This window comes from Paenibacillus sp. SAF-068, from assembly GCF_051967555.1.
In the GTDB taxonomy this organism is placed as follows: domain Bacteria; phylum Bacillota; class Bacilli; order Paenibacillales; family Paenibacillaceae; genus Paenibacillus.
This window is the reverse complement of the sequence record NZ_JBQCJX010000001.1, coordinates 1,747,741-1,766,376: the sequence shown is the minus strand read 5'-3', so window position 1 is coordinate 1,766,376 and position 18,636 is coordinate 1,747,741. Positions and strand designations below refer to the sequence as shown.

Below are 18,636 nucleotides of genomic sequence, written 5' to 3'. Positions count from 1 at the left end.
TTCAGTACCGAGAAGATGAACTTTTTGAACAACTTCTATTAACCTTTTACAGCACCTACCATTACGCCACTGATAAAGTACCGCTGCAACCATGGATACACCAGCAGGATCGGTAACGTTGAGAATATAACGCTAGCTGCTTTCAGACTTTCAGGCAGGACTTGAACCGCACCAATGCCTTCGTTCTGCATCAGTTCTGTAATCTGGTTTTGCTGAATCATCTGATACAATTTCAATTGCAAAGGGTATAGCTCAGGCTTGGTAATATACATGAGTGCATCCTGGAAACCATTCCACCGTCCTACTGCGTAGAATAGGCTCAGCGTTGCCATAACCGGAAGGGATAGCGGCAGTATAATGCGCATAAGTGTGCCGAAGTGGCTGCTTCCATCAATGCCCGCAGCTTCTTCCAGACTCTCAGGAATCCCTCGGAAGAATGTGATAAGAATGATCATGTAGAATGGACTAATCAATCCAGGCAGAATAAGTCCCCATGTACTGTCGAGTAGATGCAGATTTTTGATCAGAATGTACTCGGGAATAATGCCCCCGCTGAAGAACATCGTCACCACAATGATAAGCATGAACCACTTGCGCCCCTTCAGATTACTCTTCGCCAGTGGGTATGCCGCTGCAATGGTCATCGCCATGCTTAGTACCGTACTAAGGACGGTAAGCCAAATGGTATAGATGAGGGAACGAATCATCGATCCATCTGCAAACACTTTGCTATACGCCTCAAAAGACAACTCTTTGGGGAAAAAGGAAACTTCTCCTGAACCGATAGCCCGGTTCGAACTGAGCGAGATCGCAATAATATGAATGAATGGTGCAAGACACAGCACCATCGTAATGATAATAAGAATGACGTTTACCGTGTTGAATATTCGATTCGCCGTGTTTTCAGACATACCACTCACTCCTTACAGATCATATGTGTTTCAATCCACTACATAATACTCTCATCGGTTAGCTTCTTGGACGTATAGTTCGCTCCGAGTATGAAGACAAGTCCAACTAATGCCTGGAACAAACCTACAGCTGTTGCGAGCGTAACCTGACCAGACTGTAAACCGACACGATACACCAACGTGCTGAGTACATCCGAGTATTCACGTACAGCCACGTTACCGATAATAAATGGTCGGTCGAAGCCGATGGAGATCATGTTGCCGACATTGATGATCAATAAGGTAACAATTGTCGTTTTGATGCCTGGCAAGGAGATGTGCCAGATTCTGCGCAGCCGACTTGCTCCATCCACTTCTGCTGCTTCGTACAGTTCCCGGTTAATGCCTGTCAAGGATGCCAGATACAGAATCGTACCCCAGCCTGCACTCTGCCACACGCCTACTGCAAGATACGTAAAAAGCCAATAGTTTTTGTCAGAAAGGAAAGGCAATGGATCGAATCCCATGCTCATTAAGATATTGTTAATGAACCCCGATTGTGTACCGAATACCTGAAGTACGATCCCTCCAATAATCACCCAGGAAATAAAGTGAGGAATGTACAGTAAGGTCTGTGCCAACTTTTTGAACCAGGCTTTCTTCAGCTCGAACAATAAGATGGCCAGTATAAGCGGCGCCGGGAAGGACACCAGCAGATCCAGCATGTTAAGCACTAATGTGTTGCGTAGTGCCGTGTAAAATCCCTGATTTTGAAACACTTCTCTGAATGCATCCAGGCCAATCCATTCACTACCGGAGATCCCTTGAAAGAAGTTAAAATCCTTGAACGCAATCTGCACGCCATACATTGGCCCATACTTGAAAATAATGAAGTAGATCATGGGCAGTAGGAGCAACGCATACAGTTGCCAGTTTCTGCGGAAATAGATGCTTGTTTTCATAAACCTTCCCCCCATGTCATTCAGGATTCTTCATCAAGGCGATGCTGCCATCGCCCTAATGAAATCCCTGTTCTTGTTGTCGTGCACATTAGATGTGATCTCTACTCTACTTATTTCATCGCTTTGTAAGCTTCTGTACGTTCATCCAGGATTGCTTGACCACCGCTCGCCATGTAATCCTTCATCATGCTGTCATAAGTAGCTTCAAAATCAGCAGGTTTGGAAATGGTTGTTTTCACGAAGAACTCCATGAACTTGTCTTTCAGGCCGTTACCGTAGCGAGCTTCTGCATCAATCGGTTTGGAGAAGCGTACCGGTTGAATCGTGTCCGTGTTGGAAATGGCTACCGACTTGCGCATATCATCCCGATACTTCGATTCTACCTGTACGACATAAGCCTCTTCATTTTTCTTGTCATCCCCAACGTATTTACCGTTGACGATAATGGCAATGTCACCGGAATTATAGATACGACCTGCGATTTCAGGAGAAGCATCATCTTTGATCAGTGGCACACCATCCACAAGCTCATAGTTCTCATTTTCAACACCGAATTGCAGGTCGAACAAGTTGTTGTCTGAAGCCATCCAATCCAGGTACTTCATCGCTGCTTCCGCATTTTTGCTTGATTTCGGGATCATGACATACATCGCATTGGGTGCATATGCCGGTTTGGCGAATTTGCCCTCCGAGTTTTTGAATGCATCAATCGGTGTGATCACTGCGCCAGGTTGATTGGTTTGCAGGTTTTTGTACGTACCGGAGATGTAAATCTCCCCTGCATCTTCGGTGTAGAATCCAACTTTGCCGTTAGATACATCCTCCCACAGCTTTTTCTTATCTTTGTCAAGTCCAAAGTCCTTGCTCATTAATCCCTCATTATAAAGTGTGTTCATATATTTCAAGGCATCCTTGAAACCAGGCAACAACGTTGGATAGTCATTGGAACCCAGTTGTTGTGTTAATGTATATTTTTGTTCTTCCGTCAGTGGTTCAATGAATGACCAGATCAGAGGTTCATATTGAGCCGAAGCAATGGACATCCCCATAGGAATAAGTCCTGTGCCAACCTTACCCGGATCTTTTTCCTTAAAGGCCTTTAATGTTGTATGCAACTCCTCAGCTGTCTCAGGTGAAGGCAATCCGAGTGCGTCCAGCCAGTCCTGACGAACATAGGATGCGTACTTGCCAAGTACAAGACGTTTACCTGGAACTGCAAACTGTTGACCATCGTATTGACCGTAAGCCAGCGTTTCGTCTCCCAGGAACTTCTTCAGGTTAGGGCCGCTCTGATTGATCAGATCCGTAAGTTCAGTCAGACCTCCTTGTTCTGCATAGCGATTGAATGTTCCCGAGTCGTAGGTAAATACGATATCAGGTACTTCGGAGCCACTCGCCATCAGAACGTTAAGCTTCTGTACCTCCTCCGAGCGTGGTACCGGAACAAATTGAACATCGATGTTGTTTGGATCACCAAACTTCTCTTGAATGAAGCGAGTCAGATAACTGTCCGAAATGGTGTAGCCCGCCGGAGTATTTCCCCGGTCGAAGATTTCTACTTTCAAAGTCGTTTTTTCCCCCGAACCCGACTCTCCTGAAGAAGATGCAGATTCGCTTCCTGATGAACATGCGGATAATAATAGAGTGAATGCTGTTACCACTGCGAGAATTGAACTTGCCTTGCCTGCCTTACGTCTTTGAAATAATCTCATTTGACCTTTCCCCTTTCGCACACACTCTGATATGGATTCACATGATTGCCACTCCACTTTGTTCATTCCATTTTGTTGCACCTGTGAATGTCACTAATCATTACATACGATCTCGACATTAGACAATAAACTATTTTCAAAATGAAATAATGACGTATTTTTAGTTAAATACCGCGATATATAAACATATTTCCTGAGAACATACAATTTTCGCGCCTTTTATGTTAACTATAATAACATAATATGTTGTATTTATATTAATTACTCACGTACAATCAGGCATCGCTCAAATCGCAATAATCCATTTTCCATTGCATTCTCTTCTAAAAGCAAAAAAAGACCACACCTGAAGTGGTCTTCTTGTTCAGCAACACGTATAGAACGATTCAATGCACTAGTCTCTTGGCGGAAGATTAAACCTCACTTCACCAAATATCGTATCCCTGGCATTCCCCGCCAATTGATCAATGACATGTTCGTTGCTTGTATCCAGATGTTCCAGGATCAATACATTATACTGCTCGTCATAATGCATTCCTCCCAAAATATACCGTACCGGAATGTTCTGAGCTGAGGCCGCTTTCGAAATAGCTTGAATAAGTTCGGATTCATGCCTCTGTCGACTTGTCGTGTATGTACCAACAGGTATCATTACCATATATGACGAGCCATCTACGTTAAATGTAAATGTGTTGTTGCTTGCTGTAACGGTGACCTGTTTACTGATATCTACCGATCCCCACACTTGCTGTCCGTATGCATACATCATCTTCAACTCCTGCGCTATGAATGAATGGATTGTCATAATCTAGTATAGGACATTCGTAAATTTCCTTCACGAACCAGCTTAATGGACCAAAGATTTGTAGATGTTGTATTAAACATCAAAAAATCTTCTGTCAAAGGACCTTAAGGTACGAACCTTATTTCCTCTTACAGAAGATTTCATGTAATCACTTTGAGCATATATTGAATTTTATTTGAAATTGCATGTTCCATGTTTTACCGCTCAGGACCTCGTTATTCAATCCCCTTGTTTCCCTCTCTGCTTGCGATAATCCCCCGGTGTCACACCCATAATCCGTTTAAATACCCGGCCGAAAGAGATGGCATTGGCATAACCTACTTGCAGCGCAATATCCTGTACAGCCATATCGGATGCAGACAACAGGCGGCAGGCCTTTTCAACCCTCAGTTTCACCAGGAAATCAACAAACTTCATCTCAAATTCTTCCTTGAACAGATAACTCGCATATTTGCCTGAAATTTGGAACCGATCACTCAGATGTTTCAGCGACAGATCCGGATCATCAAAATGTTCTTCAATATAGATCCGCAGCTCATTGATCATTGCGCGATGACTTTTCGTTTCATTCACAGACACATAATTGCGATAGACCTCTTTCAGCCATTCCTGCAAAATCTCCTGAATGCCCCCCAGTGTCTCTGCCTGCTGGATATCACTGCGAAGACGAGTCAGGATTTCCTCTGCAAATTGGCTCTGTAACCGCTCAGACAGCTCTCCGAATTCACGCGACAACATCTGGATTAATGCCTGCAACAACATGCGAATATCTTGATCTGTAATCTGATCTTCGCCGAATGCAACAAACATCTGGTCAAGCTGCGTCCGCCACCCATCACCGGTTAGTCTGAATTCGCGGACAAAGTCGGCCAGCATCTGCAAGTACTTGTACGATTGCAGCTCAATACGATCTGGCAGTTGCTCACTAAGAACAATCGCATCTTTACCAAGGGTAAGTCTATGCTGCAAACCGGCATCTGCACTGGCATACGATTGAGTAATCTCCTCCCACCCCGATACGGTTCGTCCAATCCCGAAGGTAAACCGGAGGCGGAAATTTTCTGCAATCCACATGTGCATCTGTTTAGCCAGATCCATAAGCAATTCACGGTCCAGTCCTTCCTGATCATCAGATGCAATTACCACAACAAGCCTTCGGTTCCCAAACCATTCAGCCCAACCACCGAATTGAGACTCATTCTGTACCAGTTCTTCCACCACATTCATGAGCGCTATCTTCAGTATATTCTGATTGGTTGATAGGTCGTCACCATTCATCTCTGCAATGAGGACAGCAACGCTCTTCGGTTCCATGAATCGTTCCTCTAGCGGTTGCAGATGACGAAGTCGCTGACGGAACGAATCCATTCGCTCTCCTTCCATTAGATCAACAAGTAACTGTCTGCGATGAATCAGCAGGTTTTCATGGTGCTGTTTCTCATAATCAACCGTTTGAGCAATCAGATGTTCGAGTGCACGGTCGATGAGAGCCAGTTCATCCTTGACGGACGGAGTTGCTTCATCCTCCTCGGCACGAGGTTGTAACGCCTGTATTCGATTCATGATGAGTTGGATGGGCCGCGTATTTCTGCGCGTAATGTAGATCAGTCCCGCCACCGCGCCAACAATCGTTAATAATCCAATGCCAATCCACACATAAGAGACAAGCGATACCCAAGAATACAGTTGTCCGGATTGGATGCCACTCTCGAAGACCAGGCCAAGCTTATCCGCAGACACACGGTTCAGGATTTCACCTGCTGAAGGGTCCATTTGATGCGCGCTATAGATCAGATTATCGCTGTTGTCCCGAACCTGAAGAACAGATAACTTATCATTGGTCATATGATCAATCTGCCGTTCGACTGCATACATGCGTATTGTAATGACCAGCAGACCTTCCCCACCCCACGGTAAAGGAAGCCATTTATTCATGCTAATCACCTGTGAAGGTACATCGAAAGAACGTTCCTTATATTCACGCGGCAGGTTCCAACCGAGATTTTCCCGATCTTTCAAGGCTTGCTCAATATAGGCACGATCCTCGAAATCTTCCAGACGCATCATGCCTCTGGGCGTAAGAATCTGCGAATCTGACATGCGATAGAGATAAATGGATTGAATCATATCCTGCTGATCCAGCATACGTCCCAGCCCGCTTGCCGCATCATAGATAAACTGACTCGATAATTGTCCCTGTTCAGCCTCCAAAAAGCGACTGTAGGTTTTGTTCGCACCAATGTCTTCAAGTAACCGGAGTTCAATGTCGCTTAGCGAGCGTTCCAGTGTATCTACGATATAGCGTGTGGAGATCATGTCGGCTTTTTGTGTTTCGTTACGCGAGAGTTCGTTGACAATCAGGAAGGAGAGAAAGATCAGAATGGAAATCGTAAGCAGGAAAATAGGGAAATAGGAATACATCAACTTGGTGTGCCAATTCCGCTTCAGATTTACTTTCATAGGCTCCAACTCCTTCCATCTCTATTCTAATGAGTATGATCTTCTCTGTTCTTTGGCCTGCCGGCTGACGATATACAGAATCACCGATCCTAGTGCCGCACTGATTGTACAAGCCAGATACATTAGTGATGGACCGCCAGAATCAAGCAAGTATCCGTTCAGCATATTCCCAACAATTCCGCCAAAGCCAGCAAACACCATGTTAAATAAACTTTGTCCAGTGGCCTGCATCTCCCGTCCCGTAACGGAAGCCACATATTCCACTGCTGCAATATAGAAGAATCCGAAGGATAATCCATGCAGCACCTGAACGCCAATCATCACTTCAGGCGTCGGCCATAGCCATTGTATTCCCCAACGTAACATATACGCACCAGCTGCAAGCAGCATCGTACGCTCATGTCCCCATTTTCGAAGTATGAATGCCGCTGCCAACATGGATGGAACATTGGTGATCGATGCCAGCAACAGCGCTGTACCTGTCATGGTCACAGAACCGCCAGCCATCTGAAATGAAATAACGAAAAAGGAGTTAAACGCAGTGAGCGTTTGGTTAACCAGGAAACAACCTGTTAGAAATAGAAGGAATGTCCGGTTTCGGAGCAATCTTGCCAAACCTACGGAGAAGGTTACCGAGGACGAGGAGATGCTCGTCTGCCGGGGAAGTGTACTTGCCAGTATGGCGCTGAGAGCATTAAACAGGAGAAATGGCAGCCATAACATGTGAATGGAAAACTGGGAGAGATACATCCCTGCTGCAAATCCACCAACTCCCGTTCCTATGCTGCCGAAGAGTCGGATCATGCCATACGAGGTGTTGGCTGTTCTCGCGGCAGTAACCGCATAGGAGTCAGCGACGGGTATTTGTGTCACTTGAAATATAGTGCATAAAGTATAAATCAATATTAATATAATGTACACTTGAATATTGTAAAAGTACGCTAACGATGCAGGAACAAGCAGGCTTATTACCAGTACGAACCGTGTCTTTTTAAACTTATCTACCAGAATTCCCCATATAGGTTGAAGAATAATAGATACGAGTGTGCCAAACGCCATGATAAATCCGGTTTCTTTACTGGAAAAACCTTGCGCAACCAAAATGGGATTAATGTACGGGTTAAACATCCCCCCGGCAAGCCCCATAAACAGATACAGGCCCTGTAATTTGAGTAAAACACGTCTTGCATCATTGGAATCGGCTTTTATTTTCTCTGTGTAAGCCTTCATATGTCTACTTCTCATCCGGATCTCCATCCTTTAATTCTATAGTGGCTTCATCTATTCTCTATTGTTATGTCCGCGCTAGATTCGACCTGATCGCAGCCAAAGCCCCGATTGCTCCTGCTCTATTTCCAAGTTCAGCTATAGCTAAACGTACAGGCAGAATGGTGTAACGTTTGAGGCGTGCGCGTACTTCATTTAGATAATAGGATGGGTTGGACGCTGCCACACCACCACCGATTACAATAATGGAAGGATTAAGTAAAGCCGTAATATTCGCCAGACCTCTAGCCATATAACGCATAGGCAATTCCAGAATCTCAAGTGCAGCAACATCGCCTGATTCGGCTGCTTTGAAGACATGTCTGGCTTCAATCTGTCCCGCTTCCCCTCCTGCAAGACTCATGATAAGGGATAAGGAACTTCCTTTTCCATCTGCAAAATAACGTCTCGCCTGTTCGGTTATCCCCGTACCTGAAGTCGCTTGCTCAAATACGCCAAAGGAATCTGCATCTGCGACGTAACCTGTATGAAGCCCTTCGTCTCCAGCAATGAAATGCCCAATCTCACCTGCTGCTCCATGCTGGCCGCTGTAGAGCTGTCCATTCAGGATAAGAGCAGCTCCAATGCCTGTTCCAACCGTGACCATCACACAGTGTTGATGTCCCTGCGCTGCCCCTTGATCGTATTCTCCCATTGCGGCCAGATTCACATCATTATCCAATATGATATTCCCGCTGTAATACTTCGCAATCACAGGACGAATATCAAGCTCAGGCCACTGAAAAGCTGGAGCACTTCGCAGGATGCCTTCCTCCTGTAGAATCACACCAGGGAACCCCAAGCCTGCACCGGAAAGTTGATCCAGACGGCATCCAACCTCGCGGCAGAACGAGTCCAGTTCAGCGAATAACCATCGGAAGAACTCATCCGGCTGATCACTGGCAGGCGTAGGCAAGATACGTTCATGAACTTCACTTCCAGCCTGCTGTGATGACAAGAGCATCAATGTTTTGGTGCCTCCAATATCGATACCTGCAATCCAGCCAGACGGCTTCCCCCCAACCGATGTATCCTGATAGAACTGAACATCTTTACTTACGTTTTTCACGGATTCTGTCATCCCGTTTCCCTCCTCAGATATTGTATATCCAATCTCTTATTCCATCGCTTCCTGCTGAAGGTTCAGCATCGTTTGTTGTATGGCCACCTGCACGGCACCAGTGACAACAGCCTGCTCACCAAGCTTGGAACAGATTAACTGTGGTTGCACCGGGAATTGCTCAGATATGATCTGCCTCAATAAAGGCAATAACACATCACCGTTCCCTCCCACGCCTCCGCCAAGCACAATAAGATCTGGAGCAAGCACAACGCTAATCTGTCGCAGAGCTGAAGCGATCATCTGGCTGTATTGTTGTAGAATGTCTAACGCCTCTACTTCTCCACTGCGTGCAGCTTCAAATAACTTCTCGGGAGTCAGGTATCTGTGAGGATCATCTGCAACTACATCTTCATTGATATCCACAACCGCTCCCGCATCATCATCAGCATCCAATAGTTCATCATGCTGATCAAGATAATGCTTCGCCAACTTCATAAGACCATCAGCTGACAGCACATCCTCCAGACGTCGACCATCCTCCACCAGCATTTCTGCGATCTCTCCAGTTAAGCCACCAAGACCTCGAAGCAGTTGACCATGTACCATGATGCCAGCTCCCGTCCCTGTACCGATGGAGAAAAAAACAAACAAGGGATAACCTGCGGCGGCACCACTCCGATACTCCCCAAGTGCCGCAAGATTCACATCATTCTCCAGGATGACTTCACAGGGAAAGGCACCAGACAACGATTCCAGGGAAAAGGCTTGTTCCAAACCTGCTAACGGGTCGACAATTCGATTAATTCGGCCTGAATCAGGGAGAACTACACCCGGTATGCCAAACCCAATGCACTGAATCTGTTCCCAGTTCAGATGATGCTCATCAAGCAATTCGTTCATATGGCTTCGAAGAAGCAACAGCATAGTCGTTTCCGCTCGCTCATGACCTTCTTGGACAACCATGGGATATGTTCGATAGTCGATGATCTCTCCATTCAGATCGGATAATGCAATCCGAATACGTGTTGCGCCGATATCTATGCCACAGACATAATAAGCCGTTTCATTGAAACGGATGAGGGTTGCCTTGCGACCCTGAGCATTGTCAGCTCTCCCCATTTCCTTCACCAGATTACGGTCAATCAGATGTTCTACAGCCAACGACACCGTTGGTTTGCTAAGTCCGGTCTGACGGCTGATATCCGCTCTGGACATGGTTCCCTGAGTTATGAGGGCATCCATAATGAGATTTTCATTCAGATTGCGGATATATTGCGGTGTGCCAGCCAAGTGATCGCCTCCTTTAATAGTTAGTTAAGTTTATTAACAAATAAATTAAATTCAATATATCATCGTGTTTGATAGGTGTACAGCTTTTTGTCATTGTCCTCTTTTTACTAGAGAGAATCACGCCTCCATTCGTAACACAAAAGCCTAATAAAGGGATTATTATACAATAATAGACGTTTATACATTACCGATACAATGCCCCCTTCATACAATACCTTATCACAATCAGGGAGGGTTCAATATGTACAGAAAGCATAAAGGATGTCACCCAAAACCAAAGTGTTTTTACAAAAAAATTACAAAAACTTGTGTTACCAAAATTAAATATGTGCCTACAAAGTGTAAAAAACACTGTCATGTCACTGTTGAATACTGTGGAGTCAAAAAAAGAAGACATTATTAATATCCTTTTGCCCTTCTCTGTTGAGAAGGGTTCTTTCTTTTGGTACTAGATTAATACCCTGTTCAATTAACCAATCAAAAAAGTTGCGGTGATATTTCACCGCAACTCCCTTCTTTCATATATACCTATTACTTGTATACTATTACTCAAGTTTTCGAAAGTTCAATAAATCCTTCACCGAACACATCACGCACATCATGAATGGTGATAAAGGCAATCTCGTCTTCCGCTCGCACAATCTTCTTCAGCATCGAGACTTCCTGCTTACTAATGACAATGTATAATATTTCTTTCGCATTTTTCGTGTAATACCCATGCCCGGACAACACGGTTACCCCGCGGTCCATCTTCTCAATCACTTGCTTCGCGATCTCATCCTGTTTGGAGGAGATAATCATAACCGCCTTTTTCGGATTGAGTCCTTCAATAATGAACTCCATCGTTTTGGTACCCACGAACAGCAGAACAATTGTACACATCAGACCTTGCGGTCCTATAATGAAGAAAGATGAAAATGCTACAATCAAATCAAAGAATAATAATCCATAACTGATGTTCCAATCCAGATATTTATTGGCAAGCCGTGCCAGGATAACGGTTCCGGCTGTTGTTCCCCCCACTCTGACTATCAATCCGATCCCCAGACCGGCAAACAATCCACCAAAGATTGTATTAATCCACAACTCATGCGAGTCAATCGTCCAGCTCTCTGTCAGATGCAGGAACAATGAGTTGAACACAACCGCAATAATCGTATACACCGTAGTCGTTTTATCAAGAAACCGGTATCCCACAATTAACAATATACCGTTCAGGATCAGGTTCATTAGTCCAGGTGACCATTCAAACAGGTAATACAAAATAATCGTGATGCCCGTTACCCCGCCTTCAGCCAAATCATTCGGGATGACGAACAGGTTCACCGCCAATGCAAACAGAAATGCACCTGCCATAATAAATAGAATATCCGTAATTCGTTTCTTCATTATACATTCCATCCAATCCGTCAGAAATCAACCTAATCGACCCGTCTCATAAGTTGTCATAATCACTCAAAGATAGATTTTACCATGCTCACAACAAAATTTGTATACATAATACAAATTGTTGCGTAATTTGTGCAAAGGATTTATAGACCATTCTCCCTTTTGTCCTCGGCAAAGCCAATCCATTTCATACAACCATGACAAATGTCATGGTCCATCATTGATATTCATCATTACAGAGGGCTGACGTTTATGACTTACTGTCATGATCGGATTATTTTACAATGATAAAAACGCTTCCTACAGGAAAGTTTAGCAGGAAACGCCAAGTTGTAGCTGAGTATAGTTACAACGATTGAAGGAGGACATCATTTTATGAACAGATCAAAAGAAATGGCCTTAAAAAAGGAAGTAACCCCTTATGAAAAAAATGATCTCAGATTAAGTATCCGTCAGTTAATCAATACATTAATTCCGCTCTTCTTATTATGGGCGGCAGCTTACTTTAGCTTATCGGTTTCATACTGGCTGACCTTCCCGATTGCCTTGGTGGCATCCGGATTTGTACTACGGACATTCATTATCTTCCATGACTGCTGTCATGGTTCATTCTTCAAGAGCAAACGCGCCAATGATATTCTCGGTACCATTACCGGTGTATTAACCGTGACACCCTATCAGCAATGGAAAAATGAGCATGCTATCCATCACGCGACAAGCAGTAATCTGGACAAACGTGGTGTAGGCGATATCTGGGTTATGACAGTCGAAGAATATAAAGAAGCCTCTCCTTGGGGTCGTCTGTTCTATCGGATTTATCGTAATCCGTTCGTTATGTTTTGTATCGGACCCATTTACGTATTTTTGTTGGCTTACCGTTTCAACCGTAAAGGTGCAAGACGTAAAGAACGCATCAATACACACCTGACTACAGTATTGATTGTGGTGCTCTATGCATTCATGTCCTGGTTAGTCGGTTGGCAGGCTTTTGTAATGGTGCAGGCACCTATCTTCTTCTTCTCCGGTTTCTTTGGAATCTGGCTGTTCTACGTTCAACACCAGTTCGAAGAAACGTATTTTGAACACGAGGATGAATGGAGTTACGTAAAAGCAGCTGTCGAAGGTAGTTCTTATTACAAATTGCCAAAATTATTGCAATGGATCAGTGGTAACATCGGATTTCACCATGTGCATCACTTGAGCCCCCGTGTACCTAACTATTTCTTGGAAGAAGCACATAACGCAACACCACCCTTGCAAAAAGCGACTACCATTACATTACGTTCCAGTCTGGTTGCCCTGCGCTTCCGTCTGTGGGATGAGGATTCCAAACAGTTCATTAGCTTTAAACAGCTCAAAGATCTATCCCGCAAACCTTATGTTCAACCGACTATCCGTGTAAACAATCCAGCGGGTCTGACAGAGAAGCCTTAACTCTGTCGGATTCGTTTTCTTGTATTCAAGCGATAGTCATGCTACAGTCATGCTAAAGTTGAGTACAAGTGCAAGGGGGAGAATTACATTCAAAAGTGGATGCAGATTTTTTATAAAAATACAGGGTTAAACCCTTATGTATGGCTTGTCTTTTTCATCCTGCCCTTCTATTACATTTCACAATATTCCAAATTATGGACAATGGTGACTGGCATCATTATCATTCTCGTTTTCTTCGTCTGTTATCTGCTCGCCTTCATCACCAAGGGCTGGCAGGTATACATGTGGATTGGACTTCTCATCGCCATTTCCATTACGATGACTATCGCCTATGACTATGCGTACTTCTCATTGTTTCTTGCCTTTTTTATTGGGAATATTAAAAATAAAGCGGGTTTTTTCACCCTGTACTCGGTGAATCTGGGAGCCAGCTTCCTTACCATCAATTATGGTTTTATCAATCAGAGTTCATTGCTCGTGAGTCAGTTCCCGTTTGTATTCATCAGCTTAATGGCCTCCATCCTGCTTCCAATCAGTACGTATAACAAAAATAAGACTGAACAATTGGAAGGCCAATTGGAGAATGCGAACAAGCGACTTGACGATCTCGTGAAAATGGAAGAACGTCAGCGTATCGCTCGTGACCTGCACGATACCCTTGGACAGAAGCTCTCTCTAATCGGTCTGAAAACCGATCTGGCAAAGCGGCTGCTCCGTAACAATCCCGATCAGGCGGAGATTGAATTAAACGACCTCAGGCAAACGGCAAGTACAGCTCTGAAGGAAGTCCGGGAAATGGTAACCACCATGCGTGGAACACAATTGGTCGATGAACTTTTCCGAGCAGAGCAGATTCTGAAGGCCGCTTCAATTGAATTTGTGCTGAAAGGCAATCCGAAACTGCAAGACACGTCACAATTGAATGAAAATGTGCTTGGCATGTGCTTGAAAGAAGCTGTCACCAATGTCGTCAAACACAGTCAGGCAACAGTTTGTACCATCGTCATTGAGGAAACACCCGCCAATAATGTACTCACAGTGCAAGATAACGGCATCGGAATAGAACAAACACGCAAACAGGATCAGCGCGGAACAGGAATTTTGGGCATGAAGGAGCGACTTGAATTTGTGAATGGTTGTCTGGATATTCGCTCCAAGGCAGACATCCAGGGTACAGCGATTATTATTCATGTTCCCAAACTCGTTCGCAAACCGATAAAGGAGGCAGAATCATGATCAGGATTGTAATCGCAGAAGATCAGCGCATGATGCTCGGTGCCTTGTCTTCCCTCCTCAATCTGGAGGAAGATATGGAAGTCGTCGGACGTGCCAGCAACGGCCAGGAAGCTCTTGCACTTGTCCAGGAGCTTGCCCCCGACATCTGTCTGATGGATATCGAAATGCCGGTAAAAAGCGGCCTTGAAGCTGCAGAAGAACTCAAAGGAATGAATTGCAAGGTCATTATCTTGACCACTTTTGCCCGGACCGGATATTTTGAACGTGCCCTCAAGGGCGGTGTCCGTGGTTACCTGCTCAAAGATAGTCCGATTGAAGAACTTGCCGAGGCGATTCGCCAAGTCATGAATGGCAGACGCATCTTTGCTCCCGATTTGGTAGATGAAGCTTATGTAGAAGAAAATCCCCTGACTGAACGGGAGAATGCTGTGCTTGGCCTCATGGCTGACGGGAAGAACACCAAGGAAATCGCCGGGCATCTGTTTATCACGACAGGCACGGTGCGTAACTACATCTCCATTATTCTCAACAAGTTAAATGCCAGTAACCGGATTGAGGCTATCACTCGCTCTAAAGAAAAAGGGTGGTTTAAATGAAAGTACCGCTTTAACCCATTGAAACAAAAATAAGCATGCAGACCGGCTGCCCAAGCTGCCATAACATGCTACATATAAAAAAGCTTGGCCCAGCTTAACATCCTGGACCAAGCTTTTTATATATTACTGCAACAATCCAACACGCATCTCTTCTACACTTGCAGAAGATCCGTAAAGCAATCAAGATTTCACAGATACAACCATGCCAAGAGCTTCCAATGGTACTTGATCGGTCTTAAGCTGATGAATTTTATTACCGTCCTGCCATGAGATCGTTACATGGACAGACTTTCCGCCACTTGGATATTCTATCTGAATATACCCTTTATCTTTGGGTATGGGTAATGTATGTGACTCCAGATACTCCACGATTTTCTTCGCTATGCCCGGATTATTCATATCATCTTCGGAAACCGAACGAATTTGCAGCGTCCATCTGCCTTCTTGCCAAGTCAGATATTGACTGCCTGCGGCACCTTCACTCATACCTTTGATACCATGTCCCAGATCCACAGCCATATCTGCTGGAATATCTTTCAGGTCCGTCTCCGGGAAAATATGATCTTGATCAGGATTTTTATACATCTTCACTTCATAGGAAGCCAGCACAGGGATCTTACTGTCGGATGCTGTTAAGGATTGATCGTTAACAGCAACAGATTGAGTGGTAGCGTAGAAATTCACTTTAAATGCATCAGCAGAATTGGACAGGATTGCCGCTCCCAAAGATGTACCTTTGTCCAATGTGAATGAAGTGGGTAATGCTGCATCCTGCATCTTCAACTGGTTGCGAACTTGCTTGATCACATCATTCACGCCTGATTGACCTGCAACAGTTTGGTTGCCGCCCTCCTGTGATCCTGATGCGCCTTTACTATCCGATGTGTTCGTGTCCTTTTGGGTTCCTGCTGCTTCGTTTTCATTGGAGAAATCAGCACCACCGCTGCCGCTCTCGGTTTGCTCCCCCACTGTTGTCGTTGGTGAAGAACTATTCTCTGATGATGAAGCATTCGAATCCGGTCCGCCACAACCCGCCAGAGCAAGTAAAACAGCTGTCGTTACCGGAATGGTCATCCATAATGATTGTTTCTTCATGATGTGTACCTCCTTAAAAAGATTAACGCTTGTCATTCCAGAAGTTAACCGGCTGCACTTTCTTGCTTAACACTTCAAACCGATACCCTTCTGCCTTTAATGTTTTCAATACTTGTGGCAGAACTTTCAGCGTCGCTTCCTGGTCATGCATAAGCACAACAGGCGCAGTTCCGCTCTTTTGTACATTGTGGATCTGCTTCATTACGCTGTTATAGACTTTCTGGTGATCTTTCTTGTATTTCCAGTCTTCCGAATCGACATTCCAATCCCATAGATGGAATCCACCCTGACCCAGCAGCACATTACGGAATGCCGATTTAAGGTATGGTTTACTGCCATATGGCGTCCGAACGAGACTTGTTTTCACTCCGGCAACCTTGTTCAGACTTACATTGGCTTGTTGCATCTCTTTCAATCCGCTATAGGCAGATTTATAGAATTTGCTAGGAACGTGACTCACACCATGCAGGCCCAATCCATGCCCGTCAGCAACGATTCGTTTGGTAGCCTTCTGAAAATTCTCCATCTGAGGACCCAGCATGAAAAACGTTGCCTTCGCTTGATACTGATCCAGAATGTCCAGCAATTGACCTGTGTGAGCGGTTGGCCCATCATCAAAAGTAAGGTATATGATCTTGGAATTCGCTTTGCTTGCGCTCTCCTTGGATGCACCTGATTTGGCAGATACCGACTGAGGCATTAATAGTGGTAAAATTAATAGAATTGTAAGTGTAACCATGATAGATTTGCGAATATGTAGCATAATTAAAAGTCTCCCTTATGTGTTATATTTCCCCGGGTGTCCATGTTTTCTACCTTCATCCCTTGGCGATTAATCCTAATACTATCAAAGATAGTGACTCCTGTTCTCGCTTCAAAGGCTACGGTAGAGTTACACTTTTGTCAGATAAACCTAAAATTTAATACGAATTTGATAGATTTGAGCAAAAAAAGATCCCGTCAGGATAGATCAATTGTGACATATCCTTTATTACCCACATTCAGAATTTTGATAGACTTTTGCTCCAATTCAAGCAATTCAATACAATAATGAAATAGCCAGGCATGCAAAAAAAGCCTGCACAAGTGCAAGCTTTTTCGTCTTCAATCGGCATATGGCATGAACCCGCCATCCCTTGCGAGGAGATCTAACTCCTATCGTTATGAGGGTGATTTCCACCTGCCGTATGTACATTGGTCATATGTTCTTGGAATCTTATAGACTCCTTACAAGCCATTATTCAGCTGGAGCAGTGAATGAACGTTTGCCAAACTCGGCATCCAGCATGTAGAAGGCGTTGCTATCTTTTTCGATCCGGCGCAACTTTTGAATAATGTTGTCAAACAAGGCTTCCTCTTCAACCTGCTCATCAATGAACCATTTGAGGAAATACATCGTTGCATGCTCACGTTCATTCAGAGCGATGTCAGCCAGATTGTAGAATTTTTTCGTGTTTTGCTGTTCATGAGCATAACCATGCTCAAATACATCCAGCATCGAATCATATTCATTCTTCGGTTCTGGCAAAGCCGCTAGCGTGGCACGTTGTCCACGATCATTCAGGAATTTGTATATTTTCATACCATGGAACCGCTCCTCTTCGGCCTGCACGATGAAGAAGTTTGCGAATCCATCCAGACTTTTGCTGGAACAATAGGCTGCCATAGCCAGATATACATGAGCGGAATAGAACTCGAAGTTCATCTGTTCATTTAAAGATGCTGTTAACTCTTGGCTCATTATCCAAACACCTCTTTCTTTCTCTAGGGATGGTTATATTCTAACATAACGTCAGCAGGACTTACACCGATTTTCTACAAAATTCGCCAATGACTGAACGAACAAAAAAGCTCTGCCGCGATGGCAGAGCTTCTTTCATTCTTTAGAGCTATGCAATTATACCAAGAACGCTTTGGAGATGATAACCAACAGGATGAACAGAACCAGAATGGCACCTACAGAAGTGAAACCTCCGTATCCGTAGCCTCTTGTTTCTCCACCTAATACTTCGCTCATTGACCGTACCTCCTCTGCAACAGGTATGGGTTATCTTATGCAGGAAGAACGACTTTGACAGGGCGGATGCCCTAATTATTCAGATTGCTGTTTTTTCGTTCAGTACCGGGGAGATTGCACACGCATGATATCCAGAAAAGGCACCTTCGCCGTGAACTCTTCTTCGGTATACTCTACATGCACGAGTCGTGTACGGGAGTCCATTTTGACAATGACTCCCTGCACCTGATCTTCCTTACCCCATACGGTCAACAACACTTCCGAACGTTCATGATACGCTTCAACTAATTGATTACCCAGCTCTTCCAGCTCAAATTCATCCCGGGTAGGTCTTTTTGCAACTTTTGCTTTTGCCAATGTGGCTGCCTCCTTTACTCCGACGTCCCGATTCCACGGGTTGATTGCCGAGTTCGTATTCAAT

17 protein-coding genes are annotated in these 18,636 nt (G+C 44.5%); 3 read left to right on the top strand and 14 right to left on the bottom strand.

Going from position 1 to position 18,636, the window contains the following annotated elements; translation table 11 throughout:
* Window positions 1-38: 38 nt before the first annotated feature.
* From ACTHPG_RS07915 to ACTHPG_RS07875, 9 genes are all read right to left on the bottom strand, one after another.
* On the bottom strand, window positions 39-911 hold the full coding sequence (locus ACTHPG_RS07915) for a carbohydrate ABC transporter permease (protein ID WP_440388565.1): 873 nt from the start codon (window positions 909-911) through the stop codon (window positions 39-41).
* 38 nt (window positions 912-949) lie between these two features.
* Window positions 950-1,852, bottom strand: a complete 903-nt coding sequence (locus ACTHPG_RS07910; RefSeq protein WP_440388564.1) for an ABC transporter permease — start codon at window positions 1,850-1,852, stop codon at window positions 950-952.
* Between the two features lie 110 nt (window positions 1,853-1,962).
* The gene (locus ACTHPG_RS07905) at window positions 1,963-3,564 is read right to left on the bottom strand and encodes an extracellular solute-binding protein (RefSeq protein ID WP_440388563.1); all 1,602 of its coding nucleotides are present in this window, start codon (window positions 3,562-3,564) and stop codon (window positions 1,963-1,965) included.
* Window positions 3,565-3,958: 394 nt separating this feature from the next.
* Window positions 3,959-4,333, bottom strand: coding sequence for a hypothetical protein (locus ACTHPG_RS07900; RefSeq protein ID WP_440388562.1), 375 nt, complete (start codon window positions 4,331-4,333; stop codon window positions 3,959-3,961).
* Between the two features lie 255 nt (window positions 4,334-4,588).
* Entirely contained in the window at window positions 4,589-6,829 is a 2,241-nt protein-coding gene (locus ACTHPG_RS07895; RefSeq protein WP_440388561.1) for a helix-turn-helix domain-containing protein, read from the bottom strand.
* A 21-nt stretch (window positions 6,830-6,850) separates the two neighbouring features.
* On the bottom strand, window positions 6,851-8,074 hold the full coding sequence (locus tag ACTHPG_RS07890; RefSeq protein WP_440388560.1) for an MFS transporter: 1,224 nt from the start codon (window positions 8,072-8,074) through the stop codon (window positions 6,851-6,853).
* A 49-nt stretch (window positions 8,075-8,123) separates the two neighbouring features.
* Entirely contained in the window at window positions 8,124-9,176 is a 1,053-nt protein-coding gene (locus tag ACTHPG_RS07885) for an ROK family protein (RefSeq protein WP_440388559.1), read from the bottom strand.
* Window positions 9,177-9,212: 36 nt separating this feature from the next.
* Window positions 9,213-10,448, bottom strand: a complete 1,236-nt coding sequence (locus tag ACTHPG_RS07880; protein WP_440388558.1) for an ROK family transcriptional regulator — start codon at window positions 10,446-10,448, stop codon at window positions 9,213-9,215.
* Window positions 10,449-10,997: 549 nt separating this feature from the next.
* A complete protein-coding gene (locus tag ACTHPG_RS07875; RefSeq protein WP_440388557.1) occupies window positions 10,998-11,837 on the bottom strand; it encodes a YitT family protein in 840 nt (279 codons plus the stop codon).
* Window positions 11,838-12,212: 375 nt separating this feature from the next.
* Between ACTHPG_RS07875 and ACTHPG_RS07870 the strand changes: the two genes are divergently transcribed.
* The 3 genes from ACTHPG_RS07870 (at window position 12,213) to ACTHPG_RS07860 (ending at window position 15,103) form a co-directional block, all read left to right on the top strand.
* On the top strand, window positions 12,213-13,271 hold the full coding sequence (locus ACTHPG_RS07870; protein ID WP_440388556.1) for a fatty acid desaturase: 1,059 nt from the start codon (window positions 12,213-12,215) through the stop codon (window positions 13,269-13,271).
* A gap of 99 nt (window positions 13,272-13,370) precedes the next feature.
* Window positions 13,371-14,507, top strand: a complete 1,137-nt coding sequence (locus tag ACTHPG_RS07865) for a sensor histidine kinase (protein ID WP_440388555.1) — start codon at window positions 13,371-13,373, stop codon at window positions 14,505-14,507.
* Window positions 14,504-15,103: a response regulator gene (locus tag ACTHPG_RS07860; protein ID WP_440388554.1), complete on the top strand. Its 600-nt coding sequence runs from the start codon at window positions 14,504-14,506 to the stop codon at window positions 15,101-15,103. The genes ACTHPG_RS07865 and ACTHPG_RS07860 overlap by 4 nt, the downstream gene beginning before the upstream one ends.
* A 180-nt stretch (window positions 15,104-15,283) precedes the next feature.
* Here ACTHPG_RS07860 and ACTHPG_RS07855 read toward each other — a convergent pair whose 3' ends face one another.
* The 5 genes from ACTHPG_RS07855 to ACTHPG_RS07835 form a co-directional block, all read right to left on the bottom strand.
* Window positions 15,284-16,198, bottom strand: coding sequence for a hypothetical protein (locus ACTHPG_RS07855; protein ID WP_440388553.1), 915 nt, complete (start codon window positions 16,196-16,198; stop codon window positions 15,284-15,286).
* 22 nt (window positions 16,199-16,220) lie between these two features.
* The gene (locus ACTHPG_RS07850) at window positions 16,221-16,961 is read right to left on the bottom strand and encodes a polysaccharide deacetylase family protein (RefSeq protein WP_440388552.1); all 741 of its coding nucleotides are present in this window, start codon (window positions 16,959-16,961) and stop codon (window positions 16,221-16,223) included.
* Between the two features lie 474 nt (window positions 16,962-17,435).
* Entirely contained in the window at window positions 17,436-17,939 is a 504-nt protein-coding gene (locus tag ACTHPG_RS07845) for a ferritin (RefSeq protein WP_440388550.1), read from the bottom strand.
* A 156-nt stretch (window positions 17,940-18,095) separates the two neighbouring features.
* Window positions 18,096-18,215 carry a hypothetical protein gene (locus ACTHPG_RS07840; RefSeq protein WP_017688846.1) on the bottom strand — a complete coding sequence of 40 codons (120 nt, stop codon included), beginning with the start codon at window positions 18,213-18,215 and terminating at the stop codon, window positions 18,096-18,098.
* Window positions 18,216-18,314: 99 nt separating this feature from the next.
* Window positions 18,315-18,572, bottom strand: coding sequence for a YolD-like family protein (locus ACTHPG_RS07835; RefSeq protein WP_440388549.1), 258 nt, complete (start codon window positions 18,570-18,572; stop codon window positions 18,315-18,317).
* Between the last annotated feature and the right edge of the window lie 64 nt (window positions 18,573-18,636).

Excerpts from the sequence above, each read along its gene's own strand:
- ACTHPG_RS07915 (WP_440388565.1), bottom strand. The coding sequence starts at position 911 with ATGTCTGAAAACACGGCGAATCGAATATTCAACACGGTAAACGTCATT.
- ACTHPG_RS07910 (WP_440388564.1), bottom strand. The coding sequence starts at position 1,852 with ATGAAAACAAGCATCTATTTCCGCAGAAACTGGCAACTGTATGCGTTG.
- ACTHPG_RS07905 (WP_440388563.1), bottom strand. The coding sequence starts at position 3,564 with ATGAGATTATTTCAAAGACGTAAGGCAGGCAAGGCAAGTTCAATTCTC.
- ACTHPG_RS07900 (WP_440388562.1), bottom strand. The coding sequence starts at position 4,333 with ATGATGTATGCATACGGACAGCAAGTGTGGGGATCGGTAGATATCAGT.
- ACTHPG_RS07895 (WP_440388561.1), bottom strand. The coding sequence starts at position 6,829 with ATGAAAGTAAATCTGAAGCGGAATTGGCACACCAAGTTGATGTATTCC.
- ACTHPG_RS07890 (WP_440388560.1), bottom strand. The coding sequence starts at position 8,074 with ATGAGAAGTAGACATATGAAGGCTTACACAGAGAAAATAAAAGCCGAT.
- ACTHPG_RS07885 (WP_440388559.1), bottom strand. The coding sequence starts at position 9,176 with ATGACAGAATCCGTGAAAAACGTAAGTAAAGATGTTCAGTTCTATCAG.
- ACTHPG_RS07875 (WP_440388557.1), bottom strand. The coding sequence starts at position 11,837 with ATGAAGAAACGAATTACGGATATTCTATTTATTATGGCAGGTGCATTT.
- ACTHPG_RS07870 (WP_440388556.1), top strand. The coding sequence starts at position 12,213 with ATGAACAGATCAAAAGAAATGGCCTTAAAAAAGGAAGTAACCCCTTAT.
- ACTHPG_RS07865 (WP_440388555.1), top strand. The coding sequence starts at position 13,371 with ATGCAGATTTTTTATAAAAATACAGGGTTAAACCCTTATGTATGGCTT.
- ACTHPG_RS07860 (WP_440388554.1), top strand. The coding sequence starts at position 14,504 with ATGATCAGGATTGTAATCGCAGAAGATCAGCGCATGATGCTCGGTGCC.
- ACTHPG_RS07855 (WP_440388553.1), bottom strand. The coding sequence starts at position 16,198 with ATGAAGAAACAATCATTATGGATGACCATTCCGGTAACGACAGCTGTT.
- ACTHPG_RS07850 (WP_440388552.1), bottom strand. The coding sequence starts at position 16,961 with ATGCTACATATTCGCAAATCTATCATGGTTACACTTACAATTCTATTA.
- ACTHPG_RS07845 (WP_440388550.1), bottom strand. The coding sequence starts at position 17,939 with ATGAGCCAAGAGTTAACAGCATCTTTAAATGAACAGATGAACTTCGAG.
- ACTHPG_RS07840 (WP_017688846.1), bottom strand. The coding sequence starts at position 18,215 with ATGAGCGAAGTATTAGGTGGAGAAACAAGAGGCTACGGATACGGAGGT.